This window comes from Methylobacterium mesophilicum (assembly GCF_036441335.1).
Taxonomy (GTDB): Bacteria; Pseudomonadota; Alphaproteobacteria; order Rhizobiales; family Beijerinckiaceae; genus Methylobacterium; species Methylobacterium mesophilicum_B.
The window spans coordinates 152,726-169,369 of sequence record NZ_MLBW01000033.1; the positions used below are offsets into that span (position 1 = coordinate 152,726).

Here is a 16,644-nt window from a genome sequence, read left to right on the forward strand (position 1 = left end):
CGTGTACCTCGTCGACACCAACGTCCTTTCGGCCGGCGCGCCGACCAAGGCCGTTCCCGCCATCGAACTGATCGACTGGATGGACCGGAACAGCGCCGGTCTCCACCTCTCCGTCGTCACGATCGCCGAGATCGAGGACGGCATCGCGAAGAGCCGCAGGGAGGGCGCCGCGCGCAAGGCCGAGCGGTTGGCGGAGTGGCTGGAGACCTTGCTGCACCTGTACGCCGCCAAGGTTCTCCCGATCGACCTGGCCGTCGCGCGGCACATCGGTGGATTGTCCGATCTGGCGCGCGGGCAAGGACACGCGCCCGGCTTCGCGGATCTCGCGATCGCCGCCACGGCGCGCTGCAACGGCTGGACGGTCCTGACCCGGAATGTGCGGCACTTCGCGCCGCTGGGCGTTCCCGCGTGCGATCCCTTCGTCGCGCTGCCGACCGAAGGGCTGTGACCGCCGTCCGCGCGCCGCCGCGGGCACGTGGCGATCGATCGTGGGCTACCGGGACGGTGCGCCGAACTCGGCCGCGAGGCCAGCAAGGCCGTCCGCAGGAAGGTATCCACGGGTCGGTCCCCGCCCGCCGGGATCCAGGCCTCGATCGCCAAGCGCATCGCGCCGAGCGACGCCATGGCGACGAGGCGCAACGAGGCGCTGCGGGCCGGATCCGGCCAGCGCTCGATCAGCGCCGCATGCAGAGCCTGCTCGTGCAGGCCGTAGGCCGCCTGCTTGCGGGCCTTCAGGGTCTCGCTGGACCGCATGACGCGATCGATGCTGATGAATTCCTGGGTTCGGAAGCCCGTCGACAAGGTCAGCAGAGCGTCCCGGACGACCGCGGCCGGGACCGCACCGTCCGGCTGGGCCAGGATGGCCTTGCGCAGCGCCGTGCCGAAGCCGCGCATCTGCCAGTCCAGCAGGATCTCCTCCTTTGACTTGAAGTAGTAGAAGAAGGTTCGACGCGAGATGCCGGCCGCCTCGGCGATCGCCACCGGGACGCTGGCCTTCCTCGACCTGGCATTCCGCGGCGATCCGCAGCCCCTGCGCGCGTGGTCCTCGACCTGGAGTCCGATCCTCGCCGTCGCGCCCGCGGGCTACGCGAGCGCGCCGCTGGCGCACCCTACCGTATGGTCCCGCGGATAGGAGACGGCGCGCGGCCGCCGTGCAGCCCCTCTGACACGCCGGTCTTCGCACCCGTTCGGGACCGGGGCCGGAGCCCGTGCGCGGTCCGCGCGCGCTGTCGGCACCTCGGGTCAGGTCGTCAGGGTGCGGTCGACCAGCTCGAGGATCCGCTCCCGGTCGGGCGCGGTCCCGAACAGGATCCGATAGAGGATCGGCGAGACCACCCCGTCCAGCACCGCTTCGGGGTCCGGGAAAGCCTCGCCGCGGGCCCGGGCGCGCTCCGCGATGATCGCGATCTGATCGCGGGTGAAGCTGCAGCATCGCTGGGCACAGTTCGCGTCCGCAGCCGCCAGAACGTCCCGGATCATCGCCCGCCCCGGGACGGATGACATCTCGTCGGCGTACTGCTCCGCCCACGCCTCGAGATCGGTCCGGCCGCTCCCGGTATCGGCCGGCTCACCGTCGGGACGCAACCGCTCGACCGCGACGTCGGCGAAGAGCTCGGCGAGCGTGCCCCACCGCCGGTAGATCGTCGACGGCGTCACGCCGGCCGCGGCGGCCACTAGAGGCACCGTGATCTCCGAACGCTCCGTCCGGGCGAGGAGCTCGCGCACGGCCGCCTGAACCGAGGTCTGCACCCGCGCGCTGCGACCGCCCGGACGCGGCCCTTGCCTCGTCGTCATCCTGCACTCTGCCGTTCGCCGCGCCACTAACGCAAAGACGTTGCGTTTGTGGCGCGGAGGGACTACGCATCAAATGCAACGAATTAGCCTTTAGGTTCTCCAATGACCAGGGACCGCGACCGGAAAGTTGTGGCTGTCGCGGGTGGCGGCACGCTGTTCTTCCACGCGGCGGTGCTCGGCACTTTCCTCGCCGCTTCCGCGGCACCGACGCCGCTGTACCGGTTCTATCAGGAGACCTACGCGCTCTCTCCCGTGCTCACGACGGCGGTGTTCGCGGTCTACGCGCTGGCTCTCCTCAAGGCGCTTCTCGTCGCCGGGTCGATCTCGGACCATCTGGGCCGACGGCCGGTGATCTTCGGCGCGCTGCTCCTCGAGCTGGTGGCGATGGCGCTGTTCACGACGGCCCACGGGGCGTGGGGGCTCATCGCGGCGCGCTTCGTTCAGGGCGTGGCGACCGGCATCGCGGCGAGTTCTCTGGGCGCGGCGCTCGTCGACGTCGACCGGGCCCGGGCCCAGCTCGTGAACGCGATCATGCCGCTGATCGGGATGGCGGTGGGCGCGCTCGGGACCAGCGCGCTGGTGCAGTACGGCCCGCATCCGCTCCGCCTCGTCTACGCGATCCTGGGGGCGGTGTTCGCCGCGCAGGCCGCCCTCCTCTGGCTGACGCCCGAGACCGGGGAGCGCCGCACGGGAGCCCTGCGGGCCCTGAGGCCGCGCGTCGTGGTGCCGCCGCAGGCCCGACGGCCGCTGGCGGCGATCACGCCGACCAACATCGCCACCTGGATGCTCGGGGGCTTCTACCTCTCCATCGTCCCCTCACTGGTCGTCGCCGCGACGGGCAGCCGGACACCGTTGACGAGCGGCGTGATGGTCGCGGCCCTGATGGTCGCGGGCGCGTTCGCGGTCGTCCAGCGGCGCGGGAAGGATGCGGCGGCCAACCTGACGATCGGGACGCTCGCCATGACAGCCGGCCTCGTCATCGTGCTCGCCGGCATGCACGGCGGGAGCGTGCCGGTCCTGATCGGCGGGACCCTTGTCGGCGGGGCCGGCTTCGGGACGAGCTTCCTCGGCGCCCTCGGGACGATCGTCCCGCTGGCGAAGCCGAGCGAGCGGGCGGAGCTGCTCGCGAGCTACTACGTCGAGAGCTACCTGGCGTTCAGCCTCCCGGTGATCTGTGCCGGGTATCTCGTGCGCCGGATCGGCTACGTGACGACTGCCGACCTCTACGCGGCCGCGATCCTCGCCATGAGCGCGGCCGGGTTCCTGGCGCGGCGGGCGTTGACGTCGCGACGCGTCCTGCCCGGCTGATGCACGGTGCCGCGGCCGAAACGGGTCGGCCGCGTTGAAGGAGATCAGCGTCGCGCGCACGGGAAGGCCCGCTCGGGCACTGGCCCGCGACGGGGACCCGGACGGAGGCATGCATGCGAGACTTCACCGTCGCCTGGGACGCGGCCCGGCTCGCCTGGGTGCGGGAGCGGGTGCGGGCCTACCGCATGCCGCGCCTGCCCGCGGGGGCCGGCTGGCGCTACGGCTGCGATCCGGACGTCCTGGCCGCCCTGTGCGCCCACTGGCTCGACGGCTTCGACGAGGCCGCCGCCGCGGCCGAGCTCAACCGCTTTCCGCAGATCCTGGCCCGCGTCGAGGATCTCGACCTGCACGCCGTCCACGTCGTCGGCGAGGCGGAGGGCCGGCGCCCGCTGCTGCTGATCCACGGCTGGCCGGGCTCGGTCTACGAGTTCTGGTCGGTGATCGAGCCCCTGGCCTTCCCGTCGCGCCACGGCGGGCGGCCGGAGGACGCGTTCGACCTCGTGATCCCGGCGCTGCCCGGCTTCGGCTTCTCGGGCAAGCCCGTCGCGCCGATCGGCGCGCGCAGCACGGCGCGGCTGTTCGACCGGCTGATGCGCGAGACTCTGGGCTACCCGCGCTACCGGGTGCAGGGCGGCGACTGGGGCGCCGGGGTCGCGGCTTGGCTCGGCCTCGACCACGCCGCGTCGCTGGAGGCGATCCACCTGAACTATCTGTTGGTGCAGCCCGATGCCGAGCCGGAGAGCGCGGCGGAGCGGGCATGGCAGAAGGCGGCCGCAGCCAGCCAGCAGGCGCTCGGGGCCTACGCGCAACTCCAGGGCACCAGGCCGCTCTCCCTGGGCTACGCCATGGCGGACGAGCCGGTGGCGCAGCTGGCGTGGCTGGTCGAGCGCTTCCACGACTGGGCCGACCTGCGGGAGCGGCCCTTCGCGCAGGTCTTCACGAAGGATCAGCTCCTGACGAACGCCTTGCTCTACATCCTGACCGATTCCTTCGCGACGGCGACGTGGTTCTACGCCGGCGCGCAGCAGGAGGGCGTGCGCGTTCCTCGACGACGACGACGTCTGGCAGCCGGCGCATATCCGGGAGCATCTGCGCCTGTTCGAGGCCGATCCGGAGCTGGGTATCGTGTTCGGGCAGATCGTCACCGCCGACCACGACCTCGTGCCGACCTNGCGGACGCGGCGGGGACGCCGGCGGCGGCGGTGGTGGCGGCGGCGGTGGCGGTGGTGACGGCGGCGCCGCCGAGGAGCTGCTCGAGCTCGGCCAGGATGGCTTCGCCGATGATGGGGGCGCTGGCCTCGGGCTCCTCGATGAGGCCGCGGATGTAGTCCTTGGCGGAGAGCGAGACGTTGACGAGGTCGCGGCCGACCGGGACCTCGCCGCGGCGGACGCGGTCGAAGGCGGTCTCGAAGTCGTGGGTGAAGGCGGCGACCTGCTCGAAGCCGAACATGGCGCCCGAGCCCTTGATCGTGTGCAGGGCGCGGAAGGCGGTGTCGATCAGGGCCCGGTCCTCGGGCCGGTCGCCCAGGTCGAGCAGCGTCGCCTCCAGGCACGCGAGCAGCTCGGCCGCCTCCGCGCGAAAGATCTCCGTCGGATCCAGAGCAGTCATACAGAAATCCGTCCCGATCGCGCGGCGCAATGACAGTTCCGACCGTCGAGCCGGCAGCGTGAATCGATGTCTCCGCTGTCGAGCCCGACGATGCCCATCAGGATCGAGACAATGCCTAGATCTGGCGCGTCACAACTTAGGGTAGAGACTGTGATCTGCGCCACACAAGCATCGTGCTCGACGCTTACACTGCATGATGACCGGAAATTTTGCGTTAAGACTGAAAATATCCGCGAACCAGCCAGGTAAATGCGAAGTAATGCAATGATAATACGATACAGTACTCACTTGAGCAGCGGATCACAGGATCGCGCGCGGCGGGCCGCACGCTCCGATCGCGCGGTGCGCGTCCGATCTCTCTCAGACCCGGTAGCGGGTCGACGAGACCCGACCCCTTACCCCGACGGCGACGCGGCCGAGCCGGCCGGCATCTGCACCGGCGGAAGCCGGCAAGGACCGGCTGAACGACGGCGCGGACGCGACCGAAGGCTATCGCCCGCGCCGACGAGATCTCACGCCGGAGCGCCCGTCGCGCCCGCAGCGATGCGGCATCACCTGAATCGCTGGCGCAGTTGCCGCCCCTCGAAGGCCGGGCGCAGTTCCCGACCGTCGACCGACTGATCGATCGGGCTCCAGAAGCCGTCCGGCGACGCGCTGCGCGGATGCACGGGAACGTACCCGCCGTCCCAGCTGCGCGGCCTCAGGTCGGGCGTCCGGCCGACGCCACCGTCGTCGTAGCGGTACATCTCGACGCGGTCACCATCGGCGGGGCGGCGCCCGCCGGCGGCGTCCGTCTTGGCGGACGCGCTGCGCGGCGCGCGCTTCGCGATGACGGGCTTGGCGATGACTGGCCTCGCGTCGAAGTAGTCACGGTAATCCCCGTACGCCTCGACCGCCTCCGCGCCGACAGTCGATCCGAGCAACAGGGCGGCCGCGAGCAGCGTCTTCATCGTACGACACCTTGTCTCCGCACGCTGGCATCGAGCGGATCCGGGCTTCGCGACCGCCTGCCGAGCGGATCTGACTTGTCGGCCATCGTCCGGGCGGCGCGGTGACGTGCGGCACGAGCTGAGGTCTTGCCCACAGCGCGCCGGGCTGTGACGCATCCAAGGTCCCGCGAGGCTTCCGACCCCGCCCCGACGTTCCATCCGGGGCGGTCCGTGCCGGTCGTCGCGACAGCCGGCGGCACGGACCGGGATCCGCCACCTCTCGGCGTCCTGCCGACGCCGTCTCGGGGCGGCGCCGAGACCCTTACCAAGAGACGGGGCGAGCCCGGCGCCTCGTGGAGGATGCGCAGTCTGTCCGACCGCGCATCGGCGGGTGCTCGGCCGCGTCGCGCGCTCACGGCCGCTCCGTCCAGGGCCCGCGCCGCGGCCCAGGCCCCGTCGATGCTGTGCCGCGCGGGCGGTGCCAACAGCGCCGCGGTGCCACATTGCAGCTCGCGTTCGTGCCGCGATGCCGGTGGTCGGCGCGCCGCCGCCCCCGTTGCCCTCGCAGGGGGCCATGAGCCGGCGGGCATCCGGGAACCGGCGGTACAAATCGCACCGACGCGCTGAGGGGCCGTGGCTACGCGGATCTCGTCGGTTTCAGACCAGACGAGGGTCCGGGTCCGAAGCGGGATTCACGATTCTTCATCGAGGAAGGTGCGGACATGCAGGACACCCTGATCCCCCGGCGCATTGTGTTCGGAAATCCCGAGCGGGCCAACTATCAGATCAGTCCGGACGGCCTGTGGTTAACCTGGGTCGCGCCCGCCGAGGGGGTTCTGAACGTCTTCCTGGCGCCGCGCTCAGATCCCGATCGGGCCCGGCAGCTGACCTTCGACCGGGGACGCGGGATCAGGGCCTACACCTGGACGATGGGCGCGCGGCATCTCGTCTACGACCAGGACACGGACGGTGACGAGAACACGCGTCTCTACGCGCTCAGCCTCACCGACGGGCGCGCGCGTGCCCTGACGCCCGAAGCCGGCGTGCAGGCGCGTCTCGGCGGCGTGAGCCGCACGGTCCGCGACATGATCCTGGTCTATCTCAACGACCGCGATCCGCGGTTTCACGATCCGTACGCGATCGATCCGGCGACGGGTGAGCGGCGCAAGCTCGCCGACAATCCCGGCTTCGCCAACATCATGGTCGACGACGCCTTCCGGCCGGTGCTCGCGGTCGCCATGCACCCCGACGGCGAGATGCATCTGCTGCGCAACACCCGCGCCGACGGGCCCCCCGCGCCCGAGGACTGGCAGCCATGGCAGACCATTCCCCGCGCTGACGCGCGCACCACGTTCCCGCTCCACCTGAGCGCCGACGGGACGACCCTCTACATGGCCGACAGCCGCGGTCGCGACACCGCCGCGCTCTGCGCGGTCACCCTCGCCACGGGTGAGACCACCGTGCTCGCGAGCGACCCCCGGGCCGATCTCGCCGAGACCTTCACGGACGCCGAGACGCGCGAGATCCTGGGCTACGTGGCCTCGTATCGCGTGCGCGAGTTCCACCCGATCGACCCGCGGGCCAGCGACATCCCGTGGCTCGCCGAGCAAGGCCTCGCGAGCCCGTTCGTCGCCGGCCGCACCGAGGCCGACGACATCTGGCTGGTCGGGACCTACTCCGACATCGCCCCGAGCGCGTACTTCGTGTTCGACCGGTCGCGCCGCACGCTCACGCAATTGCCCTCGGGTTGGCCGGAGCTGGCCGCGACGGAACTCCGCCCGATGGTGCCGCACACGGTCCCGACCCGGGACGGGCTGAGCTTGGTCTCGTACGCGACGCTGCCGGAACGCGCGGACGCGGGGGAGCGCGTGCCGCTCGTGCTCGTCGTCCATGGCGGGCCCACGCTCCGCGACGAGTTCGGCTGCAACGGCGAGCATCAATGGCTCGCCGATCGCGGCTACGCCGCGCTCAGCGTCAACTTCCGCGGCTCCGCCGGATTCGGCAAGGCGTTCGTCAATGCCGGCGAGGGCGAGTGGGGACGGCGGATGGACGACGACCTCGTCGATGCCGTCGCCTGGGCGAGGGACAATCTGCCGATCGATCCGGACCGGATCGCGATCTACGGCGCGTCCTACGGCGGCTACGCCGCCCTCGTGGGCCTCACCCGCAACCCGGATCTCTACGCCTGCGGCATCGACATCGTGGGGCCGTCGAATCTGGAGACCCTGCTGGAGACGATCCCACCTTACTGGGAGGCGAGCCGCCACCAGCTGGAGCGGATGATCGGCGATCCGGACACCGCCGAGGGCTTGGCGCTCCTGCGTGATCGCTCGCCGCTTCATCGGGCGGACCGCATCCGCCGGCCGCTCCTGATCGCGCAGGGCGCCAACGACCCGCGGGTGAAGCAGGCGGAGAGCGACCAGATGGTGGCGGCGCTGCGCAGCAAGGCCATCCCGGTCACCTACCTGCTGTTCCCCGACGAGGGACACGGGTTCGAGCGGCCGGAGAACGCGCTCAGCTTCTACGCCCAGGCTGAGGCGTTCCTGGCCGCGCATCTCGGCGGGCGCTGCGAGCCGGACGATCCCGTCATCCGGGACCGCAGCAGCATGCAGGTGCGGTGAGGGGCCGGTCCGCGGCGCTGCGGCGCGTCACAGCGTCGGGACAGGTTCGGGGCAGCGCCGGCGCCGAGCGACACGGCCGCTGCGCCGGCCCGGCCTGGTGGCCGGCTTCGGGCCGCGATCCGTGCGCCCCTGGCACCACGTTCAGGGCCGGAACGGGCCCGGCGCGATCGCGCCGACGACGATCCGCTCCGGTCTCGACGGCGTGTGCGGTCGCAGGGGGCGTATCGCGGCTCGCCCGAGGCGCCGCCGAGAGCCCCGCGCGGTGCCGGGCTGCGACCGGCTGCTCCTGGCCGCGGGGCCGGACCAGGCGGCCCTGCGCGCCTTCTGCGACGCCGCCGGCTTCGCCGCGGACGGGACGATGCTCGCGCGACCGCTGCTGAAGCGGGGCGCCGGGGACGGCTGAGATCCGCGACATCCTGGCCGAAGCCGACCGGGCCCATCGGGCGTTACCCCCGGAGAGTGGAGCCCCCCGATGACGCTGCGATCCGAGACCCCGCCGCCGCCCGCGAACCTGCCCTGCGACCCGCCGCCGGATTCCGAGGCGCCCACCGCCGCGCAACTCAAGGGCGACATCGACAGCGGCCGCACCGCCGACAAGACTCCGCACATGGATATCGGCGCGGCTCCGCTGGGGACCTGCGAGGAGGCCGGCGGGACACCGCCGACGCCCCAGGAAGTCCGGATCGCACGGCAGAACGAGCGCGCCCCCTCGGAGCGGGCGGGCAAGGGTTACCCGCACCAGCGACAGCCCTGGGTCCTGCCGCTCTATGCCGGCATCATCGTCGCGGCGGCCGTGGGGCTCGGGCTCGTGCTCTGGCTGACGCACTGACAGTCGCACTGACAGTCCGGCCGGGGTTGAGCCGGGAGGGTGCCATCCTGGCGCAGGACGGCACGGTCGCCGCGGAGGCGGCTTAAAGGTCGATTCACGTCGATGCGGTTAGCGTGACCTTACTGCAGTCTTGCGTAACCGATCCTCCATGCCCCCATCCGTCGATGCTCCGCCGGACCTGTCCGGGCTCCTCGAACTGTCACGCATCGAGAATCTCGATCTCAAGCCGGTGATCCTCCGGGTTCAGACGGACCTGTTCGTCCGGGCCGCGGCCCGGGACCGGACCGAGATCGAGATCTTCGAGTCCCTGGCCTGCGGGCTGATCCCGACGGTGGACGAGGAGACGGCCCGGGTCGTGGCCCGCAAGCTGGCCCCCTGCCCCGAGACGCCCCCCGCGGTTCTGGAGGCCCTCGCCCTGCGCGGCGGCGGCGCCCGCGACGCGGTGGTGGAACTGGCCCCGACCCTGAGCCATCGCCTGATCGAGGCGGCCCTGGCCGAGGGGTCGGACATCGCCGCCCGCATCGCCGCCCGGGCCGGGCTGAGCCGGGAGGCGGTGGACGAACTGTCCCGCGAGGGACGCCCCGAGATCGACCGCGCGCTGGCGGCCAATCTCGGCCACACCCTGCGGGGCGCGGCCCTGTCGCGGCTCGTGGATCGCGGCCGCACCGCCCCCGACCTCGCCCGGCTGCTGCTGGTCCGGCCCGACGTGTCGGCCGCCGACCTCGTGCCCCTGTACCTGCACGCCGACCCGCTGCGCCGCACGGTGATCGGCCGGGCCGTCGAGGCGACCGCCGCCCTGACGGCCCGGCCGATCACCGTGCGGCGCAGCGGGTCGGCGTGCAGNGGGAAAGTTCGGGTTGGTAGAGGCCGGTTCACGAAATCCGTCGAATGCTTCGCGCGATCTCGAGCGGAGGAACCGTCCCATGACCGTCCTGCTGCGCGCCGCGCTGGTGATCGGCGTGCTCTCCTACTTCGCCATGCTCCGAACCGGGCCACGCGCGGGCCTATCTCCACGGCCACACGGTAGGCGGCACCAACCCGTCGCTGGTCGAGGCGCTCTGGGCGGGCAACGCCGTAGTCGCCCACGACAATCCGTTCAACCGGGGCACGGCCGGGGACGCGCAGTTCTATTTCTCGGATCCGGACAGCTGCGCGGCGGCTCAGCTCCGCCATCAGGCCGCGGGCCAGCACGGCGCGGACCGCCCGCTCCCGGGTCTCGGGCGGGACCGCTTCCAGGGCGGCCGGCACGACCGCCTGGGCGCCCGGAACGGCCCCGGCGAGCTTCCGGGCCTCCACGGCCGGATCCGCCCCGGTTCGGAGCATGGCGAAGTAGGAGAGCACGCCGATCACCAGCGCGGCGCGCAGCAGGACGGTCATGGGACGGTTCCTCCGCTCGAGATCGCGCGAAGCATTCGACGGATTTCGTGAACCGGGCCTCTACCAACCCGAGCTTTCCCGCACGATGGTGAACGAAGCTTGTTCGCGATCGGCTGGTTACCTCGCGGAAAGCATCCCGACCATTCGGACAAGTCCCGCAACACTCGTTTAAGCCGGCTCTGCGACCGTCCGGTAGTCGTTCGAAGTCGAACCGGAGGCGCGACGGATGCGGGAACGCAGCCAGCGCGACGCGTGCCAACCTTGACCATCAAGACTGTCCTGACGTCGCTGATCGACGAACGGCTCGCGGGCCTCGTCCACGAATCCGTGGCCGACAATCCGGCCGCCCGCGCGCGCCACCAGCGCTTCCTGGTGTCGCGGCTGGCGACCGGCGCCGTGATGATGGCCGGGCTGCCGCCCTACCTGCTGTGGCGCGGGGTGCCGTCGGGCTTCGAGGTCCTGGCGATCGCCAGCCTGCTCCTGCCGGTCCTCGCCGCCGTCCTCCTCACCCGCACCGGATCCCTGTGGGTCGCCCACGCGGTCTCGTCGGCGGGCCTGACCGGCCTCGTCGTCGCCCTGGCGGGCGTCACCGGCGGCGTCACCTCGCCCGCCGCCGTCTGGCTCGTGGCGATTCCCCTGGAGGCGCTGGTCTCCGGCTCGCTCCGCGCGACGATCGCGGCCGCCGCGATGGCGGTCCTCGGCGTGCTGGCCGTGGTGGCCCTCGGTGCCTGGGCCGGCGCGCTGCCGGTCATGGACATCTCGGCCGCGATCGCCCTGCCGGCCTTCGCGATCACGGCGATCGGCCACGTCGCCGCCCAGGCCCTGGAGCACATGCGCAACGAGGGCGCGTGGCGCGAGCGGCTGCGCGACAACGAGGCCCGCGACCGGCTGCTGCTCTCGGCGATCGACGACCTCGTGACCTGGCACGACCGCAACGGCCGCGTGCTGGAGGCCTCGGTCTCGGCCGTGCGGCTCCTGGGCAGCGACCCGGCCCGGCTGCGCGGACACGGCCTGCTGGAGCGCGTCCACGTCGCCGACCGTCCCGCCTTCCTCAAGGCGGTGAGCGACGTCGCCGCGACCGGGCGGCCCGCGACCCTGCCCCTGCGCCTGCACGTCGAGGCCGAGACCGGCCGCGCCGACGGCGCGAGCCTGATCTACGCCGAGATGCGCGCCCACCGGATCGAGCACGGCCCGCACGACGCCGCCATGGCGGTCGTGGCGGTCACCCGCGACATGACCGAGCACCACCGGCACGCCGTGGAGCTGGAGCGGGCCCGCGCCGAGGCCGAGCGGGCCGACGCGATCAAGGGCCGGTTCCTGGCCAACGTCACCCACGAGTTGCGCACGCCGCTCAACGCGATCATCGGCTTCTCGGAGGTCCTGGCGGGCGAAGGCGCCGTCAGCCTCGGCCCGGTTCAGGCGCGGGAATATGCCGGCATCATCGGCGCCTCCGGCCACCACCTGCTCGGCGTCGTCAACACGCTGCTCGACATGAGCCGGATCCAGAGTGGCAACTTCGACTGCGCCCCCGAGGCCTTCGACATCGCGGACCTGCTCCGGGCCTGCTGCGACCTGATGCGCCTGAAGGCCGACGCCGCCGGCGTCGTGCTCAACGCCGCCCCGTCGGGACCGGTGGAGATCACGGCCGATCCCGCCGCCTGCCGGCAGGTCCTGATCAACCTGATCTCGAACGCCGTGAAATTCACCCCGTCGGGCGGCCGCATCGACCTGTCCCTGCGGCGCGGCGCCGGCACCCTGGACATCGTCGTGGCCGATACCGGCCTCGGCATCGGCGCGGACGACCTGCCCAAGCTCGGCACCCCGTTCTTCCAGGCCGGGAGCGGCGGCTACAAGCGCCAGCACGAGGGCACCGGCCTCGGTCTGTCGGTGGTCCAGGGCCTCGTCGGCCTCCACGGCGGCTCCCTGCTGATCGAGAGCGCCCCGCAGGCCGGGACCGTGGTGACCGTCACCCTGCCCCTGGTCTGCCAGGCCCCGGCGGCCGCCCACGGCCCGGCCCCGATCCGCACGGCGGTGCGGGGCGCCCCGGCGCGCCTGCCGCTCGGCCTGTTCGACGCGGAGCCGGGCCTCGCCGCGGCCCCGGCCGACCCGGTCCTGCGCCGCACCGGCTGACCCGAAGATCCCCGGAAGGAGACATGATGTCAGGCTACCGCGAGATCACCGTACCGGGCGAACCCGGCCGCGCGCGCCGGTCCGCACCGGGCCGCGCCGCGGTCCAGGGTGACTGGCGCACCGTGCTCGTCGGCGCGCTGAAGGCGACGGGCGCCACCTGCCGGACCAGTCCGGGCGCCGTCCTGGGCAGTCTCGTCGCCCTCGGCGCGGCGGGCTTCGTCTGCGTCAACGCCCTCGGCTACCAGACCGGGCGCCACCCGGCGCCGATCCTGCCGAAGCTCGCCCAGAAGGCACCCGCCCCCCGCGAGGCGGCGCCGGCCGCCAGGGAGGCCGCCCGGGAACCCGCGCGGGATCCGGTGCGGGTCATCGAGGCCGACCGCGCCGCCGCGCCGGTCCCCGCCAAACCCGCGGCCCGGGACGCGATCGGCGAGCTGATCCGGTCCGAGGAGACGACCGCCTCGGTCACCCCGAAGGCGTCGCCGGTTCGGCCGGCCGCCAAGCCGGCCCCCAAAGAGGCGAAGGACGCCAAGGCGGCCAAGAGCGAGAAGGACGGAGATCCGGTGCTGCGCGCCCAGAAGGCGCTGTCGAAGCTCGGCTACGCGGTGAAGCCCGACGGCGCGATGGGCCCCGGCACCCGCGCGGCGATCGAGAAGTTCGAGCGCGGCGCCAAGCTGCCGGTGACCGGAGAGGCGACGGGCCGGACCCTGCGCGAACTGGTGGCCCGGGCGGGCCACGGCTAGCGCGAGTGCGGCGGCACCCGCTCCGCCGGAGCGGCGCGGGTGCCGATCGTCGTGAGAGCGCGACCCTCAGTACTGCGTGCCGGTGAACCGGCAGATCGTCTTGCAGCGCGGGCCGCCGTTGGCCTGCCAGGACTTCGCGTGGCCGATCGACCCGGTCATGTCCTGCGTGGGATTACCGCCGGGCCGGTGCACGACGATGTTACAGGGATCGCTCGGAGTCCGCTGGTAGCGCGGGCACGACTTGGACTCGCGGTTGCCCAGTATATCCATGAGCGTCTCCGGACGGGCGTGGGCCGACGGCACAACACCGCACAGGCAGGCGACCATCAGCGTCGCGAGCGAGGTCATTCTCCGCATCGGAGTGCTCCTTAAATCATCGTGATATGAGAATTCGGGCGCCCTTTGCTCAGTTAATCAGCAGAAAATACTATAGATGTGCGTTGACGCACATCGATCAATCCTTTTTTAATCCCGAAAAAGGCTGGAATTTTTGCCGGAATATTCGGCGCGCTGAACCGTCACTCTCTGATGGCGCCGCGTCGAGCGCCCGAGCTTGCCCGCGCCGACGCTTTCGCGCATGGCGGAGGCCGCACCGCTCCGGACCCGCGGGGTTCAGGGTCCGTCCGCGGCGCCGCGGACCGCCCTCCCCCGGCGCGCCGAGGCTCACAGGGCAACACACGCATGCGCCTGCGCTCCGATTTCTGGGTTTCGGCCCATCTGCGGCGCCTGGACGTCGCCGGCATCCCGGCGGTGCTGCGCCGGCGCGGATCCGCGGAGGCGGGCGCGATCTTCGTGAAGGTCGATCGGCTCGACGGCAGCGCCGACCTCTACGGGCCGGCGCCGCAGGCCCTGTTCGAGGCCGAGGAGAGCGGCGACCGCCGCTTCGCCGCGATCGTCTCCGGCGGGAGCCCGCTCGACGTGGAGGAGCGCCTGACCAAGGAGATCCGGTTCGATTCCGATCTCTGGATCATCGAGATCGACGACCGCCAGGGGCGGCATTTCCTGGATCTGGCGGAGTAAGGGAGGGCGCGACGCCCTGGGTCGCTCCGCTCCGCTCGTGATGACGGAGCGGAGCGAAGGCAGCGGTCGTCAGCCCTCGATGATGCGCTCGTCGAGCTTGCGGTCGACGGTCGCGACGGTGCGGTCGATCTCGGCGTTCGGCTCGCCGAGCTGGTGCGCGATGAGCTTCACCAGCAGGTCGACCCGCTCGATGTAGGGCGCACCGTTCGCCACGGCCCGCGCCGCCGAGGACGGCTTCAGCAGGCTCTCGGCCGCCTTGGCGTACTTCTCGAACGGTACCTGATCGGCCGGGTCGGCGCCGAGCTTCCGGGCGATGCCGTCGACGTGGTCGTAGATCGCCCGCGAGGCCGCCAGGTCGCCGTGCACGGCGTCGTGGATCGATTGCGGCTCGCCCGGGGTGATGCAGCGGTAATTGCCGGTGAGCAGCATCGACCACTTGGCGAGCGGCACGAACAGCGAGTCGAACACCTTGAGCTTCACCGGCACGTCGTGCCCGTCGAGGCGGACGGCGTCGATGTCGGCCTCCAGCTCGCGGAGCAGCCGGTTGTGGGCCTCGTCCGCGAAGGTCGCGGCCTTGAAGTTCGTCGGCAGGCCGACGTGGAGGACGTTCGCCTCCTCCTCCGGCGGCCGGAAGGCCTGCGGGTCGGGGGAGCAGAGCGACACCAGCCCCGGCTCGAACCGGTCCCACACGCCGGCATTGGTGTAGGCGTCCTCGAGGTCCATGGCGGCGAGCGCCGGGATCCGCTTGAGGTAGGGCAGCGGCGGCATGTTCATGATCGACAGGCACGGCAGCTTCGCCGCCGCGATCTTGATCATCAGGACGCGGATCGTGTGGTTGTTGTACTGCGGCTCCTGCATGGCGAGGCCGACGAGGTCGTAGCGCGACACGTCGACGTCTTCCGGCGGCATGGCGTCGACCTTGCCGGGCAGGTCGCGCGAGTGGATCGCGCGGTGCTCCTTCTCGTCGCGGAGCTTGATGCGGACCTCGGTCCCCTCGCGGTTGATCAGGTCGGCGGTCTTCCGGCGGCAGACCAGGGTCACGTTGTGACCCGCCATCAGGAGTTTGGTCCCCAGGAGCGAGCCGTAGGAGGCTCCCAGGATCAGGATGTTTCTGGCCATGTCGGTCCTCCCCAGCATTGAAGACTTGCTGTTGTGTTTTCTGGCTGCTGGGGACAGCGCGTCTACGCCACGGCCCCATCGCACAGCCGATGGATGGCAGCCGGGCGGGCGGAACGCAAGCCTTCTGGTATACCTAATCCCAAACCGCTTGTGACGTCCCGCCGGTGACAGGCGGGGCGAATCCTATCCCCACAGCTCCGGCGTCGGCGGGTGCATCAGGCTGCCCTCGTAGCGCAGCGGCGGGTCGCGGTCGCGGGCCAGCAGCAGCGGCCCGTCGAGGTCGACGAACTCCGCGTCGTTGGCGAGCAGGGCGGCCGGCGCCATGCCCAGCGAGGTGCCGAGCATGCAGCCGACCATGATCGAGAGCCCCCGGGCCCGCGCCTCGCGGGCGAGAAGCACCGCCTCGGTCAGGCCGCCGGTCTTGTCGAGCTTGATGTTGATCGCGTCGTAGCGCCCGGCCAACGCGTCGAGGCCGGCGCGGTCGTGGAGGCTCTCGTCGGCGCAGACCGGCACCGGGTGGGGGATCTCGGCCAGCAGGGCGTCGGCGTCGGCCGGCAGCGGCTGCTCGATCAGCGCGACGCCCGCCCTCAGGCAGGCCTCGAGGTTGGCTTCCACGTTCTCGGGCCGCCACGCCTCGTTGGCGTCGACGATCAGCCGGGATTCCGGCGCGCCCGCCCGCACCGCGGCGATGCGTTCCGGATCGCCGTCCCCGCCGAGCTTGACCTTGAGCAGCGGCCGGTGGGCGGCCTTGCGGGCGGCCTCCGCCATGCTCTCCGGCGTGCCGAGGCTCAGCGTGTAGGCGGTGATGGCCGGCCGCGGCTCGGCGAGACCCGCGATCGCCCAGGCGGGACGCCCGCGGCGCTTCGCCTCCAGATCGAACAGCGCGCAGTCGAGGGCGTTGCGCGCGGCGCCCCCTTTCATGCGCGCCATCAGCTCCTCCCGGCCGATCCCGGCCGCGATCGCCTCCGCCTGCCCCTCGATCAGGGCGCTGACGCTCTCGACGCTCTCGCCGTAGCGCGGATAGGGCACGCACTCGCCGCGCCCGACCGCGTCGCCGTCCGCGATCGTCGCCACCACGACGGCGATCTCGGTGCGGCTGCCGCGCGAGATCGTGAAGGCGCCGGCGATCGGGAAGTGCTCGACGGCGAGGGTCAGGCGGCGGGCCATG

At 71.9% G+C, this 16,644-nt stretch carries 18 protein-coding genes and 2 pseudogenes; 14 read left to right on the forward strand and 6 right to left on the reverse strand.

Annotated elements, in window-relative coordinates:
- The first annotated feature begins 1 nt into the window (after position 1).
- From MMR14E_RS20515 to MMR14E_RS20525, 3 genes are all read left to right on the forward strand, one after another.
- Positions 2-448, forward strand: a complete 447-nt coding sequence (locus MMR14E_RS20515) for a type II toxin-antitoxin system VapC family toxin (protein ID WP_331316827.1) — start codon at positions 2-4, stop codon at positions 446-448.
- Positions 449-684: 236 nt separating this feature from the next.
- Entirely contained in the window at positions 685-924 is a 240-nt protein-coding gene (locus MMR14E_RS20520) for a hypothetical protein (protein WP_331316829.1), read from the forward strand.
- A gap of 31 nt (positions 925-955) precedes the next feature.
- On the forward strand, positions 956-1,132 hold the full coding sequence (locus MMR14E_RS20525) for a hypothetical protein (protein ID WP_331316831.1): 177 nt from the start codon (positions 956-958) through the stop codon (positions 1,130-1,132).
- Between the two features lie 110 nt (positions 1,133-1,242).
- Here MMR14E_RS20525 and MMR14E_RS20530 read toward each other — a convergent pair whose 3' ends face one another.
- Positions 1,243-1,794, reverse strand: coding sequence for a TetR/AcrR family transcriptional regulator (locus MMR14E_RS20530; protein WP_331316833.1), 552 nt, complete (start codon positions 1,792-1,794; stop codon positions 1,243-1,245).
- A gap of 102 nt (positions 1,795-1,896) precedes the next feature.
- On the opposite strand from MMR14E_RS20530, the gene MMR14E_RS20535 reads away from it, so the two are divergent.
- The 3 genes and pseudogenes from MMR14E_RS20535 to MMR14E_RS29330 all read left to right on the forward strand — a co-directional run bounded on the left by MMR14E_RS20535 (position 1,897) and on the right by MMR14E_RS29330 (position 4,332).
- Positions 1,897-3,102 (forward strand): MFS transporter, encoded by a 1,206-nt coding sequence (locus tag MMR14E_RS20535; protein WP_331316835.1) that lies wholly within the window; start codon positions 1,897-1,899, stop codon positions 3,100-3,102.
- 113 nt (positions 3,103-3,215) lie between these two features.
- Positions 3,216-3,806 (forward strand): annotated as a pseudogene (locus MMR14E_RS20540) (epoxide hydrolase family protein); the annotation flags it as partial.
- Positions 3,807-4,086: 280 nt separating this feature from the next.
- Entirely contained in the window at positions 4,087-4,332 is a 246-nt protein-coding gene (locus MMR14E_RS29330; protein ID WP_419539381.1) for a glycosyltransferase family A protein, read from the forward strand.
- On the opposite strand, the gene MMR14E_RS20550 is transcribed toward MMR14E_RS29330, so the two are convergent.
- Both MMR14E_RS20550 and MMR14E_RS20555 read right to left on the reverse strand, forming a co-directional pair.
- The gene (locus tag MMR14E_RS20550) at positions 4,244-4,711 is read right to left on the reverse strand and encodes an Hpt domain-containing protein (RefSeq protein WP_419539378.1); all 468 of its coding nucleotides are present in this window, start codon (positions 4,709-4,711) and stop codon (positions 4,244-4,246) included. The genes MMR14E_RS29330 and MMR14E_RS20550 overlap by 89 nt on opposite strands.
- A gap of 551 nt (positions 4,712-5,262) precedes the next feature.
- Complete coding sequence (locus MMR14E_RS20555; RefSeq protein ID WP_331316837.1) at positions 5,263-5,661, reverse strand: hypothetical protein; 399 nt, start codon at positions 5,659-5,661, stop codon at positions 5,263-5,265.
- Positions 5,662-6,362: 701 nt separating this feature from the next.
- On the opposite strand from MMR14E_RS20555, the gene MMR14E_RS20560 reads away from it, so the two are divergent.
- From MMR14E_RS20560 to MMR14E_RS20590, 7 genes and pseudogenes are all read left to right on the forward strand, one after another.
- Positions 6,363-8,261 (forward strand): S9 family peptidase, encoded by a 1,899-nt coding sequence (locus tag MMR14E_RS20560; protein WP_331316839.1) that lies wholly within the window; start codon positions 6,363-6,365, stop codon positions 8,259-8,261.
- Between the two features lie 262 nt (positions 8,262-8,523).
- Positions 8,524-8,664: a hypothetical protein gene (locus tag MMR14E_RS20565; RefSeq protein WP_331316841.1), complete on the forward strand. Its 141-nt coding sequence runs from the start codon at positions 8,524-8,526 to the stop codon at positions 8,662-8,664.
- A 69-nt stretch (positions 8,665-8,733) separates the two neighbouring features.
- Entirely contained in the window at positions 8,734-9,090 is a 357-nt protein-coding gene (locus MMR14E_RS20570; RefSeq protein ID WP_331316843.1) for a hypothetical protein, read from the forward strand.
- Positions 9,091-9,238: 148 nt separating this feature from the next.
- Positions 9,239-10,117, forward strand: a complete 879-nt coding sequence (locus MMR14E_RS20575; protein ID WP_331316845.1) for a DUF2336 domain-containing protein — start codon at positions 9,239-9,241, stop codon at positions 10,115-10,117.
- Positions 10,084-10,245: pseudogene (locus MMR14E_RS20580) on the forward strand (glycosyl transferase); the annotation flags it as partial. The gene MMR14E_RS20575 and the pseudogene MMR14E_RS20580, both read left to right, overlap by 34 nt.
- Positions 10,246-10,719: 474 nt before the next feature.
- Complete coding sequence (locus MMR14E_RS20585) at positions 10,720-12,597, forward strand: PAS domain-containing sensor histidine kinase (RefSeq protein WP_331316847.1); 1,878 nt, start codon at positions 10,720-10,722, stop codon at positions 12,595-12,597.
- 26 nt (positions 12,598-12,623) lie between these two features.
- Positions 12,624-13,337 carry a peptidoglycan-binding domain-containing protein gene (locus MMR14E_RS20590; protein ID WP_419539382.1) on the forward strand — a complete coding sequence of 238 codons (714 nt, stop codon included), beginning with the start codon at positions 12,624-12,626 and terminating at the stop codon, positions 13,335-13,337.
- A 66-nt stretch (positions 13,338-13,403) separates the two neighbouring features.
- On the opposite strand, the gene MMR14E_RS20595 is transcribed toward MMR14E_RS20590, so the two are convergent.
- On the reverse strand, positions 13,404-13,694 hold the full coding sequence (locus tag MMR14E_RS20595; protein WP_331316850.1) for a hypothetical protein: 291 nt from the start codon (positions 13,692-13,694) through the stop codon (positions 13,404-13,406).
- 324 nt (positions 13,695-14,018) lie between these two features.
- On the opposite strand from MMR14E_RS20595, the gene MMR14E_RS20600 reads away from it, so the two are divergent.
- On the forward strand, positions 14,019-14,357 hold the full coding sequence (locus MMR14E_RS20600) for a DUF1491 family protein (protein ID WP_331316852.1): 339 nt from the start codon (positions 14,019-14,021) through the stop codon (positions 14,355-14,357).
- Positions 14,358-14,426: 69 nt separating this feature from the next.
- Here the strand turns inward: MMR14E_RS20600 and MMR14E_RS20605 are convergent, their stop codons facing one another.
- Positions 14,427-15,476 (reverse strand): ketopantoate reductase family protein, encoded by a 1,050-nt coding sequence (locus MMR14E_RS20605; protein ID WP_331316853.1) that lies wholly within the window; start codon positions 15,474-15,476, stop codon positions 14,427-14,429.
- A 183-nt stretch (positions 15,477-15,659) separates the two neighbouring features.
- Positions 15,660-16,643: an N-acetyl-D-Glu racemase DgcA gene (gene dgcA, locus MMR14E_RS20610; protein WP_331316855.1), complete on the reverse strand. Its 984-nt coding sequence runs from the start codon at positions 16,641-16,643 to the stop codon at positions 15,660-15,662.
- Position 16,644 lies beyond the last annotated feature (1 nt).